General features: G+C 60.2%; 21 protein-coding genes. 6 read left to right on the top strand and 15 right to left on the bottom strand.

Going from position 1 to position 17,781, the window contains the following annotated elements; genetic code table 11:
- Nucleotide 1: 1 nt before the first annotated feature.
- The 8 genes from ruvC to tyrS form a co-directional block, all read right to left on the bottom strand.
- Nucleotides 2–541 carry a crossover junction endodeoxyribonuclease RuvC gene (gene ruvC / locus ACQ4W6_RS20315; RefSeq protein WP_436568982.1) on the bottom strand — a complete coding sequence of 180 codons (540 nt, stop codon included), beginning with the start codon at nt 539–541 and terminating at the stop codon, nt 2–4.
- A gap of 96 nt (nt 542–637) precedes the next feature.
- Nucleotides 638–2,224: a bifunctional phosphoribosylaminoimidazolecarboxamide formyltransferase/IMP cyclohydrolase gene (purH, locus tag ACQ4W6_RS20310; protein ID WP_436568981.1), complete on the bottom strand. Its 1,587-nt coding sequence runs from the start codon at nt 2,222–2,224 to the stop codon at nt 638–640.
- A gap of 108 nt (nt 2,225–2,332) precedes the next feature.
- Entirely contained in the window at nt 2,333–2,566 is a 234-nt protein-coding gene (locus ACQ4W6_RS20305; protein ID WP_008445162.1) for a helix-turn-helix domain-containing protein, read from the bottom strand.
- A gap of 170 nt (nt 2,567–2,736) precedes the next feature.
- Complete coding sequence (gene dusB / locus ACQ4W6_RS20300) at nt 2,737–3,777, bottom strand: tRNA dihydrouridine synthase DusB (protein WP_436568980.1); 1,041 nt, start codon at nt 3,775–3,777, stop codon at nt 2,737–2,739.
- Nucleotides 3,778–3,880: 103 nt separating this feature from the next.
- Entirely contained in the window at nt 3,881–4,525 is a 645-nt protein-coding gene (locus ACQ4W6_RS20295; protein WP_436568979.1) for a histidine phosphatase family protein, read from the bottom strand.
- A gap of 3 nt (nt 4,526–4,528) precedes the next feature.
- Nucleotides 4,529–5,191 (bottom strand): YbhB/YbcL family Raf kinase inhibitor-like protein, encoded by a 663-nt coding sequence (locus tag ACQ4W6_RS20290; protein ID WP_436568978.1) that lies wholly within the window; start codon nt 5,189–5,191, stop codon nt 4,529–4,531.
- Between the two features lie 11 nt (nt 5,192–5,202).
- Nucleotides 5,203–5,652, bottom strand: a complete 450-nt coding sequence (gene dtd, locus ACQ4W6_RS20285; protein WP_436568977.1) for a D-aminoacyl-tRNA deacylase — start codon at nt 5,650–5,652, stop codon at nt 5,203–5,205.
- Nucleotides 5,649–6,914, bottom strand: coding sequence for a tyrosine--tRNA ligase (gene tyrS / locus ACQ4W6_RS20280; protein WP_436568976.1), 1,266 nt, complete (start codon nt 6,912–6,914; stop codon nt 5,649–5,651). The genes dtd and tyrS overlap by 4 nt, the downstream gene beginning before the upstream one ends.
- 154 nt (nt 6,915–7,068) lie before the next feature.
- Here tyrS and ACQ4W6_RS20275 point away from each other — a divergent pair, with 154 nt between their 5' ends.
- Together ACQ4W6_RS20275 and ACQ4W6_RS20270 are read left to right on the top strand one after the other, a co-directional pair.
- A complete protein-coding gene (locus ACQ4W6_RS20275; RefSeq protein ID WP_436568975.1) occupies nt 7,069–8,436 on the top strand; it encodes a M23 family metallopeptidase in 1,368 nt (455 codons plus the stop codon).
- A 141-nt stretch (nt 8,437–8,577) separates the two neighbouring features.
- Entirely contained in the window at nt 8,578–9,681 is a 1,104-nt protein-coding gene (locus tag ACQ4W6_RS20270; RefSeq protein ID WP_436568974.1) for an anhydro-N-acetylmuramic acid kinase, read from the top strand.
- 73 nt (nt 9,682–9,754) lie between these two features.
- On the opposite strand, the gene erpA is transcribed toward ACQ4W6_RS20270, so the two are convergent.
- The 5 genes from erpA to rplM form a co-directional block, all read right to left on the bottom strand.
- Nucleotides 9,755–10,117: an iron-sulfur cluster insertion protein ErpA gene (gene erpA, locus ACQ4W6_RS20265; RefSeq protein ID WP_029496047.1), complete on the bottom strand. Its 363-nt coding sequence runs from the start codon at nt 10,115–10,117 to the stop codon at nt 9,755–9,757.
- 98 nt (nt 10,118–10,215) lie between these two features.
- Nucleotides 10,216–10,605, bottom strand: coding sequence for a bactofilin family protein (locus ACQ4W6_RS20260; protein ID WP_436568973.1), 390 nt, complete (start codon nt 10,603–10,605; stop codon nt 10,216–10,218).
- 76 nt (nt 10,606–10,681) lie between these two features.
- Nucleotides 10,682–11,719, bottom strand: a complete 1,038-nt coding sequence (gene argC / locus ACQ4W6_RS20255; RefSeq protein ID WP_436568972.1) for an N-acetyl-gamma-glutamyl-phosphate reductase — start codon at nt 11,717–11,719, stop codon at nt 10,682–10,684.
- Nucleotides 11,720–11,906: 187 nt separating this feature from the next.
- A complete protein-coding gene (rpsI, locus tag ACQ4W6_RS20250) occupies nt 11,907–12,299 on the bottom strand; it encodes a 30S ribosomal protein S9 (RefSeq protein ID WP_010393285.1) in 393 nt (130 codons plus the stop codon).
- Between the two features lie 9 nt (nt 12,300–12,308).
- Nucleotides 12,309–12,737, bottom strand: a complete 429-nt coding sequence (gene rplM, locus ACQ4W6_RS20245; protein WP_010393282.1) for a 50S ribosomal protein L13 — start codon at nt 12,735–12,737, stop codon at nt 12,309–12,311.
- 225 nt (nt 12,738–12,962) lie between these two features.
- Here rplM and ACQ4W6_RS20240 point away from each other — a divergent pair, with 225 nt between their 5' ends.
- Nucleotides 12,963–13,385 carry an OsmC family protein gene (locus ACQ4W6_RS20240; RefSeq protein ID WP_436568971.1) on the top strand — a complete coding sequence of 141 codons (423 nt, stop codon included), beginning with the start codon at nt 12,963–12,965 and terminating at the stop codon, nt 13,383–13,385.
- A gap of 7 nt (nt 13,386–13,392) precedes the next feature.
- On the opposite strand, the gene coq7 is transcribed toward ACQ4W6_RS20240, so the two are convergent.
- Both coq7 and ACQ4W6_RS20230 read right to left on the bottom strand, forming a co-directional pair.
- Nucleotides 13,393–14,037, bottom strand: coding sequence for a 2-polyprenyl-3-methyl-6-methoxy-1,4-benzoquinone monooxygenase (gene coq7 / locus ACQ4W6_RS20235; protein WP_436568970.1), 645 nt, complete (start codon nt 14,035–14,037; stop codon nt 13,393–13,395).
- Between the two features lie 87 nt (nt 14,038–14,124).
- On the bottom strand, nt 14,125–14,559 hold the full coding sequence (locus tag ACQ4W6_RS20230; RefSeq protein ID WP_436568969.1) for a hypothetical protein: 435 nt from the start codon (nt 14,557–14,559) through the stop codon (nt 14,125–14,127).
- A 170-nt stretch (nt 14,560–14,729) separates the two neighbouring features.
- On the opposite strand from ACQ4W6_RS20230, the gene ACQ4W6_RS20225 reads away from it, so the two are divergent.
- From ACQ4W6_RS20225 to ACQ4W6_RS20215, 3 genes are all read left to right on the top strand, one after another.
- Nucleotides 14,730–15,509 (top strand): ABC transporter ATP-binding protein, encoded by a 780-nt coding sequence (locus tag ACQ4W6_RS20225; protein WP_436568968.1) that lies wholly within the window; start codon nt 14,730–14,732, stop codon nt 15,507–15,509.
- Nucleotides 15,510–15,512: 3 nt separating this feature from the next.
- Nucleotides 15,513–16,709 (top strand): ABC transporter permease, encoded by a 1,197-nt coding sequence (locus tag ACQ4W6_RS20220; protein WP_436568967.1) that lies wholly within the window; start codon nt 15,513–15,515, stop codon nt 16,707–16,709.
- Nucleotides 16,710–16,879: 170 nt separating this feature from the next.
- Nucleotides 16,880–17,773, top strand: coding sequence for an ABC transporter ATP-binding protein (locus tag ACQ4W6_RS20215; protein WP_436568966.1), 894 nt, complete (start codon nt 16,880–16,882; stop codon nt 17,771–17,773).
- Nucleotides 17,774–17,781: the final 8 nt, after the last annotated feature.

Raw genomic sequence — 17,781 nt, 5'->3', positions numbered from 1 at the left:
CCTAGCCCACCAGGCGGCCGCGCTTCATGCGCAAGCCCTGCAACTGGGGCGCCAGCGCGCCCAGCATGGCCAGCGCATCGACGCTGTTGGCGTGGCAAATGGCCACGCCCAGCGCATCGGCAGCATCCGTGCCTGGCAAGCCGGGCAAGGACAGCAGCCGGGACACCATTTCCTGCACCTGTTCCTTGGCCGCCTTGCCGTGGCCCGTGACGGCCTGCTTCACCTGCAGCGCCGTATATTCAGCCACCGACAGGTCGGCATGAACCAGCGCGCAGATGGCCGCACCGCGCGCCTGGCCCAGCAGCAGGGTCGATTGGGGATTGACGTTGACAAACACTTTTTCGATGGCGGCGCAATCGGGCTGGTAGGTGCCGACGATTTCGCTCACGCCCTGCAAGATGATCTTCAGGCGCGGCGGCAATGCACCCTCGGAACTCGTCTTGACGGTCCCCGAAGCGATATAGCGCAGCTTGTTGCCCAGTTTTTCAATGACCCCAAAGCCGGTCGTGCGCAGGCCAGGATCGATGCCAAGAATAATCATCGCCAGATTCTATAATGAATACGGCAGGCACCGGTGAATAACCGGAGCCTGCCGCTCTGTTACTGCCTGCTGGGGATTTATTCCCAGCCGCCTATATTAATGACGGAAGTGACGCGTGCCCGTATACAACATGACAACGCCACGCTCGTCCGCCGCATCGATCACTTCCTGGTCGCGCATGGAGCCACCCGGGTGGATGACGCAGGTGGCACCCGCATCGACGACGACGTCGAGGCCGTCGCGGAACGGGAAGAAGGCGTCCGACGCCACCACGGAACCGGCCAAGCTCAGGCCAGCGTTCTGCGCCTTGATCGAGGCGATGCGGGCCGAGTCGATACGGCTCATCTGGCCTGCGCCCACGCCCAGGGTCATGTTATTGCCGCAGAAGACGATGGCGTTCGACTTGACGAATTTCGCCACTTTCCAGGCGAACATCAGGTCGGTCAACTGCTGCGGCGTTGGCTGCAGCTTGCTCACCACGCGCAAGTCGGCGATGCCGACGTTTTTCGCGTCCGGCGATTGCACCAGCAAGCCGCCGCCCACGCGCTTGAAGTCCATGGTGTTGACGCCGGCGCCCAGCGGGATTTCCAGCATGCGCACGTTTTGCTTGCTCGACAGAATCTGTTTCGCTTCGTTTGAAAACGATGGGGCGATCAGCACTTCCACGAACAGCTTGGCGATCTCGCCAGCGGTGGCGCCGTCGAGTTCCGTGTTGAAGGCGATGATGCCGCCAAACGCGGAGGTCGGATCCGTCTGCAGGGCGCGCGCGTACGCTTCGGCCGCATTCTTGCCCAGCGCTACGCCGCATGGGTTCGCATGCTTGACGATGACGCAGGCGGCGCTTTGCTCGAAGCCGCCCAGGCTCTTCACGCATTCCCAGGCCGCATCGGCGTCGGCGATGTTGTTGTACGACAATTCCTTGCCTTGCAGCTGGCGATAGTTGGCCAGCGCGCCATCGATGCTGACCAAGTCGCGGTAGAAGGCGGCGCTCTGGTGTGGATTCTCACCGTAGCGCATGTCTTGCACTTTCTCAAATGCAACATTCAAGACTTGCGGATAGGCGCCGCGCTCGGCGTGCACCTTCGTCGGGCCCAGGCTGGTCAGGTAGTTGGTGATGGCGCCATCGTATTGCGCCGTGTGCGCGAAGACTTTTTTCGCCAGCATGAATTTGGTGTCGTAGCTGACCGTGCCAGCCGTGCCGTCAGCCGAGCGCATTTCCGCCAGGACTGCGTCGTAGTCGCTAGGGTCGCAGATGACGACGACGTCCTTGTGGTTCTTGGCTGCCGAGCGCAGCATGGTCGGGCCGCCGATATCGATATTTTCGATCGCGTCTTCCAGGGTGCAATCGGCCTTGGCCACCGTGCCCTGGAATGGGTACAGGTTGACCACCACCATGTCGATGGTCGGCATATCGTGCTCGACCAGCTTCAACATGTGCTCAGGGAAATCGCGGCGCGCCAGGATACCGCCGTGCACTTTCGGGTGCAGTGTTTTCACACGGCCATCGAGCATCTCCGGGAAACCCGTGTAGTCGGCGACTTCCGTCACGGGAACACCGTTGTCTGCCAGCAATTTGGCGGTGCCGCCGGTGGACAGGAGGTTGACGCCGAGAGCAGACAGGGCGCGGGCGAAATCGAGAACGCCGGTCTTGTCGGAAACGGAGAGGAGAGCTTGTTTGATCATGGCTGTGGCTAGGTGGTTAAGTGTTCTTGGCGAATGGCGCAGTTCAGTCATCAGGTTGAAGCTGAGGCTGCGGCGGATTCAAATCTTGGCGTCACTTGCATGCCGGCATTACAGCAAACCGTGCTCCTGCAATTTCTTGCGCAAGGTGTTGCGGTTGATGCCCAGCATCTGCGCGGCATGCGACTGGTTGCCATCGGCGCGTGTCATCACGACTTCCAGGATGGGCTTTTCCACGGTCAGCACGACCATGTCATAGATATTCGATGCTTGCTGTTCGCCCAGGTCATTGAAGTAATCTTCTAGACTTTTCTGTACGACTTCCTGAATGCTTTCTTTGCTCATTTGTATGCTTCAACCGGCTGAACACCTGACAATCGACTGCCGCGGCGCTCATGCGGGCCGCTTGCTGCCGTCTTGTCTCAGTGTTGTAATTAATATTGCATGACGCTCTGTATAGGCGCTCGCCCTTGTATTGCTTTTAACCTATTTACGTAACTGCTTTGCTTATCTGCTCATGCTGCCGTGGCCACTTCCAGCAGGCCACTTTCATCCGATTCAGCGAGGCGGTATTGTAACCGTTCGCCAAATTTCCATTGCGACTCAAAAAATTGATCGACGGCCAGCAACTGCGCGTCCGTCGACTCCAGCAAGTTCATTTGCTGGCGGAACGCTTCGCCGCCGGCCAGGTCTTTCACATACCAGCCGATGTGCTTGCGCGCCGTGCGCACGCCCAAAAATTCGCCATAAAACGCGTAATGGGCGCGCAGATGCTCATCCATCAGGGTGCGCACTTCATCCACATACGGCGCCGGCAGCAAGGTGCCGGTGCGCAGGAAATGGTCGATTTCGCGGCAAATCCACGGCCGGCCCTGCGCCGCGCGGCCGATCATGACGGCATCGGCGCCCGTCTGATCGAGCACAAAGCGGGCTTTTTCCGGACTGGTGATGTCGCCATTGGCCACCACGGGAATGCCCACCGCCGCTTTCACGGCGGCAATTGTTTCATATTCGGCATCACCCTTGTAGCCATCGGCGCGCGTGCGGCCGTGCAAGGTCAGCATCTGGATGCCCGCTTGCTCGGCGATGTGGGCGATTGTCAACGCGTTCTTGTTTTCGCGGTCCCAGCCCGTACGAAATTTCAGGGTGACGGGCACGTCGACGGCATTGACGACGGCATGCAAGATCTTCTCGACCAGGCTTTCGTTTTGCAGCAAGGCCGAACCGCACCAGCTATTGCATACCTTCTTCACGGGGCAACCCATGTTGATGTCGATGATCTGCGCGCCCCGGTCCACATTGAACTTGGCGCAATCGGCCAGGTCTTGCGGATCGGCACCGGCGATCTGCACGGCTTTCGGCTCCATTTCGCCTGCATGGTCGGTGCGGCGCGAACTTTTTTCCGTTGCCCACAGGCGCGGATTCGACGCCGCCATCTCCGACACGGCATAGCCGGCACCCAACTGCTTGCACAACTGGCGGAAAGGCCGATCCGTCACGCCCGCCATGGGAGCGACGAAAACGTTGTTGCGCAGAATGTGAGGGCCGATTTGCACTGAGGAACCTGGAATGGGCGGAGGAACCTGTTATTTTAACCGATTCCCTGCCTATTTAATAAGCACTATTTTTTAAGCTCCTGCGCCAGCGCGTGGATAAGGGCTAACCCAGCTCATCCATCGCGGGCGCGCTCAGGTGTTCAATATTTCCCCAGTGCACCAGGTGCAGCTTGCCGTCGGCGTACGAGAAACGGTTGACGCTGGCATTTTTCACCAGGAAGTCGCGCGGACTGTCGAGTGTCATGCCCACGGCCTCGCGGTAGGCGCATTCGAGCACGCCGCCGTGGGCCACGATGGCGATCGTCTGGCCATCATACTGCTGGGCCCAGCGGGCGATGGCGCCATTCGCGCGCGCATAAAACTGGCGAAAACTCTCGGCCTGGCGCTCGCCGGACGGCATCACGGCATCGATCTGGCGCGATTGCCATTGCGCATACTCATGCGGATAGCGCGCGGCGATGTCGGCATACAGCAAGCCTTCGAAGACGCCATAGCAGCGTTCGCGCAGCAAAGGGTCCATCTGTACGGGCAAATTTTTCACGTCGGCAATGGCTTGCGCCGTCTGGCAAGCGCGCTGCAAGTCACTGGCGATGATGGCGCCCAGCGGTTCGTCCGCCAGCGCCTGGCCCAGCGCGGCCGCTTGCGCCAGGCCCGCCTCGTTCAGGGCGATGTCGACATGACCCTGCAGGCGGCGGCCCGCATTCCAGGCCGTTTCACCATGGCGTATCAGTAAAATCGTGGTGCTCATGCTTTATTTCTTCAGGGTAAGTGCCAGCTCGGGGTTGAGCGAGTAGGCGACGACGAGTTGCGCTTCGTCAAGGATGTGGCCATAGAGGGCGGCATGGGCTTGCGCCCCCGTAAAACGTGCGGGCAGCGCCAGGCACGGCACGTCGAGCGCATACAGGCGGAAAATATAATGGTGGATGCGCGCGTCATTCCACGGCGGACACGGGCCATCGTAGCCGTAGTAATCGCCGGCCATGTCCACGTCGCCGGCAAACCAGAGTGCATAGTCATTGATGCCCTGGCGCAATATAAACGGACCGCTGCCGTCGAGCCAGGGAATGGTCGCAGCGGATTTACCGCGTGGCGTGACGCCGCTGGAAAACTGCCCCGCATCGATGGCACGCATGGCCGGTGGCACGTCGAGCAAGCTCCAGTGATAAAAGTCGCCGCGCGGCGCCGCCAGCGGCAATACCTGGTCGTCGCGGTTGACCAGGCTGGCGTCTTGCGGCGCGTCGGGGTCGATGCAGAACAGGGCCAGCGACTCGGTGCCGTTCGGCACCTCGTCCCAGGCCAGATGGGGATTGCGGTTGCCCGCGAGGCGCACGCGGCTGGCCGGGTCGATCTCGGCAAAGGCACACTCGGCCGGTATCAGGCCGCCATCACGAAACGTCTCGCTCCACAATTTCATCGCTTGCTCCTTTATTGTTTGGCGTTTACCTGCAACCAAAAAGTCACAGGGCCGTCATTCGTCAGCGACACTTGCATGTCGGCGCCGAACTGTCCCGTTTGCACGGTGGCGTGGCGGCTGCGCGCCTGCGCCACGAAATGCGTGAACAGGCGCAAGCCGTCCTGCGGCGCGGCCGCCGGCGTAAACGACGGGCGCGTGCCAGACTTGGTATCGGCCGCCAGGGTGAACTGGGGCACCAGCAGCAAGGCGCCCGCCACGTCCGTCACACTGAGGTTCATCTTGCCCGCTGCATCGGCAAAGACGCGGTAGCCGAGCAGCTTGGCCAGCAGTGCGTCCGCTTCCTTCTCCGTATCGCCCCGCTCGGCGCACACCAGCACCATCAGTCCCGCGTCGATGGCGCCGATGGTGGCGCCTGCCACATCGACCCTGGCCTGCGTGACGCGCTGCAGCAGCGCGATCATGCCGTCAAGGTGACGCGCGCAAACTTGCGCTTGCCAACTTGCAGCACGCAGACACCCGCCGCCACTTGCAAGCCCTTGTCGCTGATGACGGTGCCATCGATGCGCACGCCGCCCTGCTCGATCATGCGCATGGCTTCCGAAGTGGACGGGCACAAACCGGCCTGCTTGAGCAATTGCGGGATGCCCAGCGGCGCGCCGGAGAGCGTTACTTCCGCAATATCGTCGGGAATGCCGCCTTTCGAGCGGTTGACGAAGTCAGCCAGTGCATCTTCGGCCGCCTGCTGCGAGTGGAAACGGGCGACGATCTCTTGCGCCAGCGCAACCTTGGCATCGCGCGGATTGCGTCCGCCCTCGATTTCGCTCTTCAATTGGGCCAGTTCGGCGAGCGAACGCCACGACAGCAGCTCATAGTAGCGCCACATCATGACGTCGGAAATGCTCATCAGCTTGGCAAACATGGTGTTGCCCGGTTCCGTGATGCCGATGTAGTTATTCTTCGACTTGGACATTTTTTCCACGCCGTCCAAACCTTCCAGCAGCGGCATGGTCAAAATACACTGCTGCTCCTGTCCGTACTGCTTTTGCAGTTCGCGGCCCACCAGCAGGTTGAACTTCTGGTCCGTGCCGCCCAGTTCCAGGTCCGACTTCAGGGCCACCGAGTCGTAGCCCTGCATCAGCGGGTACAGGAACTCATGCACGGAAATAGGAATGCCGCCCTGGAAGCGCTTGGTGAAGTCGTCGCGCTCGATCATGCGCGCCACCGTGTAGTGGGAAGCCAACTTGATGATGCCGCGCGCGCCCAGCGGATCGCACCACTCGGAGTTATAGCGAATTTCCGTCTTGCTGGCGTCGAGCACCAAAGATGCTTGCGCGAAATACGTCATCGCGTTAATCTCGATCTGTTCTTTAGTCAGCGGCGGGCGCGTGACGTTGCGGCCCGAAGGGTCGCCGATCATCGAGGTGAAGTCGCCGATCAGGAAAATGACTTGATGGCCCAGGTTTTGCAGCTGGCGCATCTTGTTGAGCACGACAGTATGGCCCAGGTGCAAGTCGGGTGCAGTCGGGTCCAGGCCCAGCTTGATGCGCAGCGGAACGCCGGTTTTCTCGGAGCGGGCTAATTTTTGCGCAAATTCGCTTTCGATCAAGAGTTCGTCGACGCCACGCTTGGTAATCGCGAGGGCTTCTTGTACTCTGTCCGACAGCGCGAGCGCGGTGTGAGCTGCGTTAGCCTTGCCAGGCGATGCGGTGGTGTTGATTTCCATAAAATTTGACAGTAGATCTCAAAATGGTAGTTGGTTTGCGGAGTTTGTTATAATGCTCGATCCCATCAATCTTGCCGTATGAAAACGAACCAAAATAACAATAACAAAGAGCACTGGCTCACGAATCGTTCAAGGGCAAATTTTAACTGATTGCATGAACCCTATACATAAAATCACAGGCTCGCGCCTGTACACACAGCTGGCGACGACACGCAAGGCACGCATTATTGGCGTGTCCGCAGTGCTGCTCGCCGTAGTCGCCTTCGGCGCGGCCGGTGTGGCCCCTCTGGCGCCCGACGCGTCCGACCTGCCGGTCACGTCGATCGCCCAGAACCTGGAAATGCCTGATATCGCCTCGCAAATTTCCGCGATGGAACAAGTAGACCAGAATTTCACCCACGAAGAAAAAGTCCGCGCTGGCGATACCCTCGCCACCCTGCTGACCCGTCTCGGCGTGGATGATGCGGCGGCCGCCAATTTCATTAAAACCGACAAGGTTGCGCGCGGCGTGATGTTGCTCAAATCGGGCAAACGCGTGCAAGCGCAAACGACCGAAAACGGCGAACTCAACTGGATGCGCGCCACCCTCGTCGACGGCAGCGATAAATCGGTGAAGAATATTTTGATCACCCGCAAGGGCGACAAGTTCGTCGCCACGGAAGTGGCAGCCCAGCTGGAACGCCGCGTCGAAATGCACGCACGCAAGATTACTTCCACCCTGTTCGCCGCCACCGACTCCAGCCTGGACGGCACCCGCCTGCCAGACTCGATTTCCGCGCAAATCGTGGAAATGTTCTCGACCAATATCGACTTCCGTTCCGACGTGAAACGCGGCGACGCCTTCAACGTGGTCTACGAAACATTTTGGCAAGATGGCGAATTTGTCCGCGCGGGCCGCATCCTGGCCGGTGAATTCACCAACCGCGGCACGACTTACCAGTCCGTTTGGTTCGAAGACCCAGCCAGCAAGCAAGGCGGCGGTTACTACAGCTTCGACGGCAAGTCCCTCAAAAAAGCCTTCCTGAAATCCCCGCTCGAATTCTCCCGCATCTCGTCCGGCTTCTCCATGCGCGTGCACCCGATTTCAGGCAACTGGAAGGCGCACAAGGGCATCGACTTTGCGGCAGCCACTGGCACGCCCATCCGCGCTTCCGGCGACGGCGTGGTCGATACGGTGGGATCGCAAAACGGTTACGGCAATGTTATTGTCCTGAAACACTGGGCCAACTACACCACCGCCTACGCCCACATGAGCCGCTTCGCTTCGGGCCTGAAAAAAGGTCAAAAAGTCAGCCAGGGCGATGTGATTGGCTATGTCGGCACCACCGGCTGGTCCACGGGCGCCCACTTGCACTATGAATTCCGCGTCGGCGGCGTGGCGAAAGATCCGCGCACCCTGAACGTGATGGCGCAAGCGCCGCTGACGTCCGCTGAACTGAGCCGCTTCCGCCTGGTCTCAAGCGACATGATGCACCGCTTCACCCTGCTGCGTCCGAACGACACGGCACTGGCTTCGCGCTAAGCAACACTGCCTTCGGGCAACAAACAAAGGCACCGCCCATGCAAATGGCCGGTGCCTTTGTTTTTGATCAAACGCGCTGAGTCGCAGGCGAGGAAATGCGGCACAATAAGCGCCTTACTTCTTCCGCTCTCAAGGAATCCCATGCTGTATATCGGTTTAATGTCGGGCACCAGCCTGGATGGCGTCGACGGCGCGCTGATCGACTTTGCCGACGACGGCACGCACAGTGGCACGCGCAGCCTGGGCGACGCGTATATTGCCTTTCCCGCCAGCCTGCGCGCCGACCTGATGGCATTGCAAGGCGCGGGACACAATGAAATCGAACGCGAGGCGCTGGCCGCCAATCAACTGGTGCGCCATTACGCCGACTGCGTCGACTTGCTGCTGGACAACGCCGGCATCGGCGCCGACGCCATTACTGCCATCGGTGCGCACGGCCAGACCATCCGCCACCGCCCCGAGCTGGGTTTTACGCGCCAGCTGAACAATCCGGCCCTGCTGGCCGAACTGACGGGCATCGACGTCATCGCCGACTTGCGCAGCCGCGACGTCGCCGCCGGCGGGCAAGGCGCGCCGCTGGTGCCGGCCTTTCATCAAGCCATTTTCAATCTGCCGGGCCACACGCGCGTACTGGCCAATATCGGTGGCATCAGCAATATCAGCGTGCTGCACGCGGACGGCAGCGTCACCGGTTACGACACTGGCCCTGGCAATGCGCTGATGGATGGCTGGGTCTTGCAGCACCAGGGCCAGCCGTATGACGCCGATGGCGCCTGGGCCGCCACTGGCAAGGTCATCCCTGCCCTGCTGGCAGAAATGCTGAATGAACCCTACTTTGGATTAGCGGCGCCGAAAAGCACGGGGCGCGATCTGTTCCATGCCGACTGGCTGGCCGGCAAGCTGGTCAGCCACCCTGGCGCCCAGCCTGCCGACGTGCAGGCGACCCTGACGCAGCTGACGGCCGCCAGCCTGGCGCACGCCATCGTGCGCGACGGGGCGCAAGCGGAAACAGTGTATGTGTGTGGCGGCGGCGCGCAGAACGCCAGCCTGATGGCGGCGCTGGCCCGTGAATTGCCGGGCATGACGGTAGCGTCAACGCAAGCGTTGGGCGTGGCGCCCAGCCAGGTCGAGGCGCTGGCATTCGCCTGGCTGGCCTGGCGCTTCATGCAGCGCAAACCGGGCAACTTGCCAGCCGTGACGGGCGCTGCGGGTTTAAGAGTACTGGGCGCGCTATACCCGCGCTGAAAAGGAACAACTGTTCCAGAAACACAAATAGCGGATCGATGATCCGCTATTTTCTTACCTGCTCAGCCTGTTATTAGACGGAGAAGGAGGAACCGCAACCGCAGGTAGAAGTCGCTGTTGGATTCTTGATCACGAATTGCGCGCCTTCCAGGTCATCCTTGTAGTCGATTTCCGCGCCGACCAGGTACTGGTAGCTCATGGAGTCGATCAACAGCTGGACGCCGTTCTTGACCATGGTGGTGTCATCTTCATTGACGATTTCGTCGAAGGTGAAGCCATACTGGAAACCCGAGCAGCCGCCACCTTGCACGAAAACGCGCAATTTCAGGTCGGGATTGCCTTCTTCTTCGATCAACTGCGCGACTTTTTCGGCGGCGCTATCGGTAAAGATAATGGGTGAAGGGATCACATCTTGCATTTCAGCGACGGCATTCATATCAGACACTCCTACTAGAAAACATTAACTCATTATAGACTGTTGGCGCAAGTCGCGCTCTGGCCAGCCTTGCTGCCGCTCACCACTGTTGTTCTGGATCACATTTCCGATACAGCCAGGTGCAGCACGGGGTCGGCGCTGTCATGGCGGCTGAGCTTGCCCTGCACCAGCGCGCCGCTGTGCATTTCCAGCACCTTGTAGTACACCTCGCCCACAATACGGGCCTTGGGCTGGATTTCAAGCATTTCGGACACATACACGGGGCCGTTGATCTCGCCGCTGACGACCAGGCACGAGCAGCGCACCTCGCCATCGATGCGCCCTGCCTCGCCCAGCACCACATACGTGGGCTCGCCCGGCTCGCCCGTGACGTTGCCGCGCACATGGCCATCGATGCGCAAGCCGCCGCAAAACAGCAAGTCGCCCTCGATGCGCGTCGAGGCGCCGATCAGGGTATCGATGGGGCTTTTCGCATTGCGCTCGAACATGAACGCCATCCTTTCGGTGTACGTGGCAGTCCAATTTATCACAGGTCCGGCAGAAAGGCGCCGGACCTGCGTATATTTACGGCAGCAGGGCGATATGTTGCAAACCGGCCGTTTCTTTCAAGCCAAACATCAAGTTCATGCACTGCACGGCCTGGCCGGACGCGCCCTTGACCAGGTTATCCTGCACCACCAGAACGATGACGGTGTTGCCGCCTTCGGGACGGTGCACGGCCAGGCGCAGCATGTTCGAGCCGCGCGTGGAACGCGTTTCCGGGTGCGAGCCGAATGGCATCACGTCGACGAAAGGCTCGTCCTTGTATTGCTCTTCGAACAAGGCTTGCAATGCTTCATTGCTCACCTCCTTGTTCAGCTGCGCGTACAGGGTCGAATGCATGCCGCGTATCATCGGCACCAAGTGCGGCGTGAAGGTCAGCGCGACTTTATCCTCCGTGAATCGTTGCAGCTGCGCCGTCGTTTCCGGCAGGTGGCGGTGGCCAGCCACGCCATAGGCCTTGAAGCTGTCGCTGCTTTCCGAGAACAAAATGCCGATTTCCGCCTTGCGGCCGGCGCCGGACACGCCCGACTTGCAGTCGGCGATCAAGCCGCCCGCGTTGACCAGGCCCGCTTTCAGCAGCGGGTAAAAGCCCAGCTGCATGGTGGTCGGATAGCAGCCTGGGTTGGCGATCAGGCTGGCCTGCTTGATGTCTTCACGGTTCAGTTCCGGCAAGCCATAGACGGCTTGGGCGATCAACTCGGGCGCCGTGTGGGGAATTTTGTACCACTGCTCGAACTTGGCCTGGTCTTTCAGGCGGAAGTCGGCGGCCAGGTCGATCACTTTCACGCCGGCGGCCAGCAGGGCCGGGGCTTGCGCCATTGCAACACCATGCGGCGTAGCAAAAAATACCACATCGCACTGCGCCAGATTGGCCTTGTCCGGCGAGGAAAACGCCAGTTTCACGTGGCCACGCAGGGAAGGATACATGTCAGCAACGGGCAAGCCATCTTCCTTGCGCGAAGTAATCGCCGTCAACTCGACATCCGGATGGGTTGCCAACAGGCGCAGCAATTCCACGCCCGTGTATCCAGTGCCGCCGACGATGCCAACTTTGATCATGTTCTTTCCTTGTGTATATATTAATAACAGATGAATGGGGAATTGCAGGGAACTTGCGAAACTCCCCCTCGGGGTTTTCCGCGTATTTTACAGCGCAACGCAGAGTCACGCTGAAATGCAAAAAAGCCGCCAGACCGAAGTCCAGCGGCTTTTCGCACAGCACCATAAAGATGCTGCAGCGTAAAAATTAACGCTTCGAGAATTGCTTTGCGCGACGTGCTTTGCGCAGACCAACTTTTTTACGCTCGACTTCACGTGCATCGCGGGTCACGAAGCCGGCTTTCGCCAGTTCCGGTTTCAACGCTGCATCGTAGTCGATCAGAGCGCGGGTGATGCCGTGACGAACTGCACCAGCCTGGCCCGACTCACCGCCGCCATGGACGTTGACTTTGATGTCGAAACGCTCGACATTGCCGGTCAGTTCCAGTGGTTGACGAATGACCATCAGACCTGTTTCGCGCGAAAAGTATTCGTTCGCTGGTTTGCCGTTAACAACGATCAAGCCTGTGCCAACTTTGATAAAAACCCGAGCCACTGCACTTTTGCGACGGCCGGTTCCATAATTGTAATTACCGATCATGTCAGTTCCTTAGAGAACAAGTGCTTTAGGTTGCTGAGCAGCGTGCGGATGGGAACCTTCCGCGTACACTTTCAGCTTCTTGATCATTGCGTAGCCGAGTGGGCCTTTAGGCAACATGCCCTTGACCGCTTTCTCAAGCGCGCGACCTGGAAAACGCTGTTGCATTTTCTGGAAGTTGGTTTCGTAGATGCCGCCTGGATAGCCAGAGTGACGGTAGTAAATTTTCTCAGTAGCTTTGGTACCGGTCACACGCAGTTTGCCTGCGTTGATGACGACGATAAAGTCGCCGGTATCGACGTGAGGAGTAAATTCTGGTTTGTGTTTGCCGCGCAGTCGGAGTGCCACTTCGCTGGCAACACGTCCGAGGACTTTGTCCGTCGCGTCAACCACGAACCAATCGCGCTGGACTTCATGTCCTTTAGCGGAAAATGTTTTCATGTTGACTTCCTAATAGATTACACGCTCAAATGGTGGTTCCGCCGATATTGCCATGCGGACTCTGCCTTATTTACTTTTCCTGAGCGAACGGAAAGCCGACAAGTATAAGCGGCTTTGCCATGCTGCGTCAAGCCGCAATCCGGGCGAGCTGTGGCCCGGCGGGCGGCACATGGACGGGCATTCCTCTATTACAATACAAAACGCTTACAATTTTCGGAGAGTACGATGGAATGCAAAGTTAGCTGGAATGGCCCGTCGGGCATGAGTTTTCGGGCAGAAACCGGTTCCGGCCACCTGGTGGCCATGGATGGCGCGCCCGACGGCGGCGGCCACAACCTGGCGCCGCGCCCCATGGAAATGGTCTTGCTGGGCACGGGCGGCTGCACCGCCTATGACGTGGTGCTGATCCTGAAACGCGGACGCGAAGACATCAAAGGCTGCGAAGTGACCCTTAAGGCCGACCGCGCCGAGACCGATCCGAAAGTGTTTACCAAGATCCACTTCCACTTCACGGTGCGCGGCAAGGCCTTGAAACCGACGGCCGTGGAACGCGCCGTGGCCCTGTCGCACGACAAATATTGCTCGGCATCGATCATGCTGGCGAAAACGGCAGAGATTACGCATTCCTTCGAAATCATCGAAGAGTAAGGCGTTTTTATATGTAGTAGGCCGTCTTGGTCATGACCTTGCCCATCAGGCCCATCAGCGCCTTGACGGGCGCCGGGGTCTCGATGGCGCCCAGCCGCTGCGCGGCGGCGCCATGCTCGACCTCGTCGATGGCCATTTGTTTCACGATGGCGCGCGACTTGGCGTCTTGCGGCGGCAATTCTTCCAGGTGGCTGGCCAGGTGCGCTTCCACCTGGCGCTCCGTTTCCACCACGAAACCCAGGCTGCGGCCGTCGCCCATGCGCGCGGCGATGGTGCCCAACGCGAACGAACCGGCATACCACAGGGGGTTGAGCAGGCTCAGATGCGAACCCAGCTCCGTCAGGCGCTGCGCCGTCCAGGCCAGGTGGTCTTCCTCGTCGCGTCCCGCCTCATCGAACTGGGCGCGGATGGCCGGGCTGTGCGCATGGCGCGCCTGCGAGTTGTACAGGGCTTGGGCGCACACTTCACCAACATGGTTGACGCGCATCAAACCGGCGCTGTGGCGCTGTTCGGCCGGGCTCAGCTGCGCATCGGGCGCATGCGCGGCCGGCGAAGGGCGCGAAGCGGACGCCACGCCCGCCATGACGCGCAGGGCCTTGTCGGCGCCAACAATCAAACGATCCAGGGGGTCAAGGTAACGGTTCGCGCTCATCGTGGCTATGCTCTTGAATAGGAAAACATGAATTATAGGACGATAGCGGCCAGGCGTACTCACGCCGCGCGCGGGGCGAACGGGGCTTTATTGACTTGTGCGCGCTTTTTCCTGCTCGATCCAGTCCACCACGGGACCGATGGCATCGAGGCCGGACAGGCTTTTCGCCACGCCCAGGTTGAGTGAAATCAGGAAGAAAATACTGTCGACGGGAATCTCCGGGCAATGCAGGGCAAACGCGGCGAGGAAGCGCTCCGATTGCAGCACGCGCAAGACTTTCTCGCCACTCATGAATTGCAGCACGCTGGCAATGCTGTGCCCGCCACCGAGCGAATGGTAGATAAAGCGGTTGTAGCGCGCATCGATCTGCTGGAAGTCGAGCTCTTCATTCGTCATCAGGCCGGCCAGGTAGTACAGGCCCAGGCTGACGCGGAAATAGCCGATGGCTTCGGCACTGGTCATGCCGGCGCGCGCCACGGCCAGTACCTTGTCCTGCGTCGCCTGATCGATCGATTTCTGCATGGATTCCTCTTGTCCCCCATTTATGGGCCTGCTTGCGGCCCGCAGCGGGACCATTCCGGGCAGCTTGCATCAAGACGCTGTTTTTTTCAATAGAACACGCAACATTTCCACCTTGCAAGTTACATTTTTTACATGCTACCCTAGTTCTCCCTGACGAATGGATGACGCACATGATTGAAGTCAAGCACCTGGCAAAACGTTTCCGCATGCCGTCCCACAAGGGCAAGGGCGTGCACGTCAGCGATCCCCGCGAGCATGACGGCTGGTTTCACGCCGTGCGCGACGTCAGTTTCAGCTGCGCTCCCGGCGAAGTGCTGGGCCTGCTGGGTCCGAATGGCGCCGGCAAGACGACCACCTTGCGCCTGCTGTCGACGGCCTTGCAGGCTGACGCGGGCAGCGCCCTGGTAAATGGCGTCGATGTCTTGCAGCAACCGCTGGTGGCGCGCCAGAGCATCGGCTTCCTGTCCGGCTCGACGGGACTATATGGCCGCCTGACGGCGCGCGAGAACGTGGAATATTTTGGCCGCCTGCACGGCATGCCCGCCGACAGGCTGAAACGTCGCTGCGACGAGCTGTTCGCCCTGCTGCAGATGGAAGAATATGGCGGCAAGCGGGCAGATCAATTGTCAACCGGCATGAAACAGAAGTGCGCGATCGCCCGCACCGTCGTGCATGAGCCGCAAGTGGTGATCCTCGACGAGCCGACCACGGGCCTCGACGTGATGTCGGCCAAGATCCTGCTCGACTTCATCGCCAGCTACAAGGCGCTGCGCGTGCCGCTGATTTTCTCCACGCACCACCTGCACGAGGTGGAAAAGCTGTGCGACCGGGTCTGCATCATCAACCGCGGCACCACCGCCTTCAACGGCACGGTCGACGAACTGCGCCATCTGGGCGGCAGTGCCGATCTGTACGACGCCTTTGTCAGCGTCATCAACCAGGGAGCCTGAGCCATGTGGACCATTTACCTGAAAGAGCTGCTGGAACTGACGCGCGACCGCAAGACGCTGATCTTCACCATACTCATTCCCATCTTTGCCATGCCGCTGATCTTTGGCGGCTTTGCTTATGTCTCAAGCAATATGTTCAAGAACGCCAAGACGGCGGAAATGCGCTATGCCCTGTTCGGCAAGGACCATTCGCCGGGCCTGAGCGCGCGTTTTGCGCAGCAGCACAACTTGCGCGAAGTGCCGCTGGCCAGCGAGGCGGAGATCCGCCGCGCCATCGGCGACGACAGCATCAAGTTTGCCGTGGTCATCCCGCCGCATTTTGAAGATGCACTGCAGCAACATCAACAAGCCAGGGTCACCCTGCATTACAACAGCGCCAGCACGGTCGACGTCACCCATCAAAGGGTGCGCGAGATCGTCGAGAGCTACAACGCAGGGCTGCGCGAAGGGGCGCTGTCGGCCCTGAACTTGAGCCCTGCCCAGCTGGCGTTCGCCCTCAATCCCATCGTGCTCGACAAGCAATCGACGGCCAACGAGCGCGAGCAAATGGGCGCCATCATCGGCGGCATGCTGCCGTATCTGCTGTTGATGGTGTGCCTGACGGCAGCCATGTATCCGGCCATCGACCTGGGCGCGGGCGAAAAGGAGCGGGGCACGCTGGAAACGCTGCTGCTGGCGCCCGTGCCGCGCAGCGCCATCGTGCTGGCCAAGTTCCTCGTGCTGTTTACCGTGGGCATGACATCGGCCGTGCTGATGGTGGGCAGCATGGGCGCGCTGCTGGCCATTTTCGGCAGTTCGCTGGAAGGCCACATGGCCGTCATGGTGCGCAGCATCGGCTTGCCCGACCTGGCCATGGTGACGCTGATGCTGGTGCCGACGGCCGCCATCTTCGCCTCGCTGCTGCTGTCGATCTCGATCTACGCGAAAAGCTACAAGGAAGCGGCCGGCATGATCACGCCGCTGATGCTGTTTGTCATCCTGCCCACGGTGGCGGCGATGCTGCCCGGCGTCGAGCTGAACTGGATCTGGGCCATGGTGCCGCTGACCAATGTCTCGCTGGCCATGAAGGAACTGGTCAAGGGCACCATGGACTACCGCATGTTTGGCGTGATCCTGGCCTCGACCACGGTGATCGCGGGCGCCCTGCTGGCACTGTGCCGCTGGTGGTTCAACCGCGAATCGGTACTGTTCCGCAATTAGCCCGCAAATACGCTGCCGACGGGGTGCCGCCCACCCCGTCCAGCTGCACTCTGGGCATGCGAATACACCGTACATCGCATGCAACTGCCCAGTACCTCTTAAATTCAATACAATGCCAGCATAGATAAGCCCTGCCGCATGGGGCTGCAACAGCATGAGCAAGGAGTTGTATGGAATTGCAGATCCGCAAATTGTCGAAAACCTACGCGAATGGCGTGGTGGCACTGGACAACGTTTCGCTGACGATACCGCCAGGCATGTTTGGCTTGCTGGGGCCCAATGGCGCCGGCAAGTCGACCTTGATGCGTACCCTGGCCACCTTGCAGGAATGCGATTCTGGCTCGGTCTTCTTTGGCGACTACGACGTGCTCGACGACAAGGACGAGATACGCCGCATGCTGGGCTATCTGCCGCAAGACTTCGGCCTGTACCCGAAAGTGACAGCCTACGAGCTGCTGGACCACTTTGCCACCTTGAAAGGCTTGTCGCAGCGGGCGCGCCGGCGCGAAGTGGTCGAAGGCCTGTTGCAGCAAACCAATTTGTTCGACGTGCGCCACCAGCGCCTGGGCGGCTTTTCCGGCGGCATGCGCCAGCGCTTCGGCATCGCCCAGGCACTGCTGGGCGACCCGAAACTGATCATCGTCGACGAGCCGACGGCCGGCCTCGATCCGCAGGAGCGCGTGCGCTTCCATAACCTGCTGTCGGACATCGGCGAAGACAAGACGGTGATCCTGTCGACGCACATCGTCTCCGACGTGGCCGACCTGTGCGCCAACATGGCCATCATCAACAAGGGCCATTTGTTGCTGTGCGGCAAGACCCAGGAACTCATCGACGAAGTCAGCTGCAAGATCTGGGCGCGCTTCGTCGAAAAGAAAGAGCTGGCCAGCTTCCAGCAGCGCCACGCCGTCATTTCCACGCGCTTGCTGTCGGGCCGCACGCTGATCCACGTCTACAGCGACGAGGACCCGGGCGACGGCTTCGAGGAAGCCATCGGCGACCTGGAAGACTTGTATTTCGCCACCATTGCCGGGCGCCACCGCGTCGCCCCGCAGTGCGACTGAGGGGGCGG

It is taken from the genome of Janthinobacterium woesei (assembly GCF_051380875.1).
In the GTDB taxonomy this organism is placed as follows: domain Bacteria; phylum Pseudomonadota; class Gammaproteobacteria; order Burkholderiales; family Burkholderiaceae_D; genus Janthinobacterium.
Note: the sequence above shows the minus strand (reverse complement) of the source record. Positions and strands in the feature narration are given on the sequence as shown.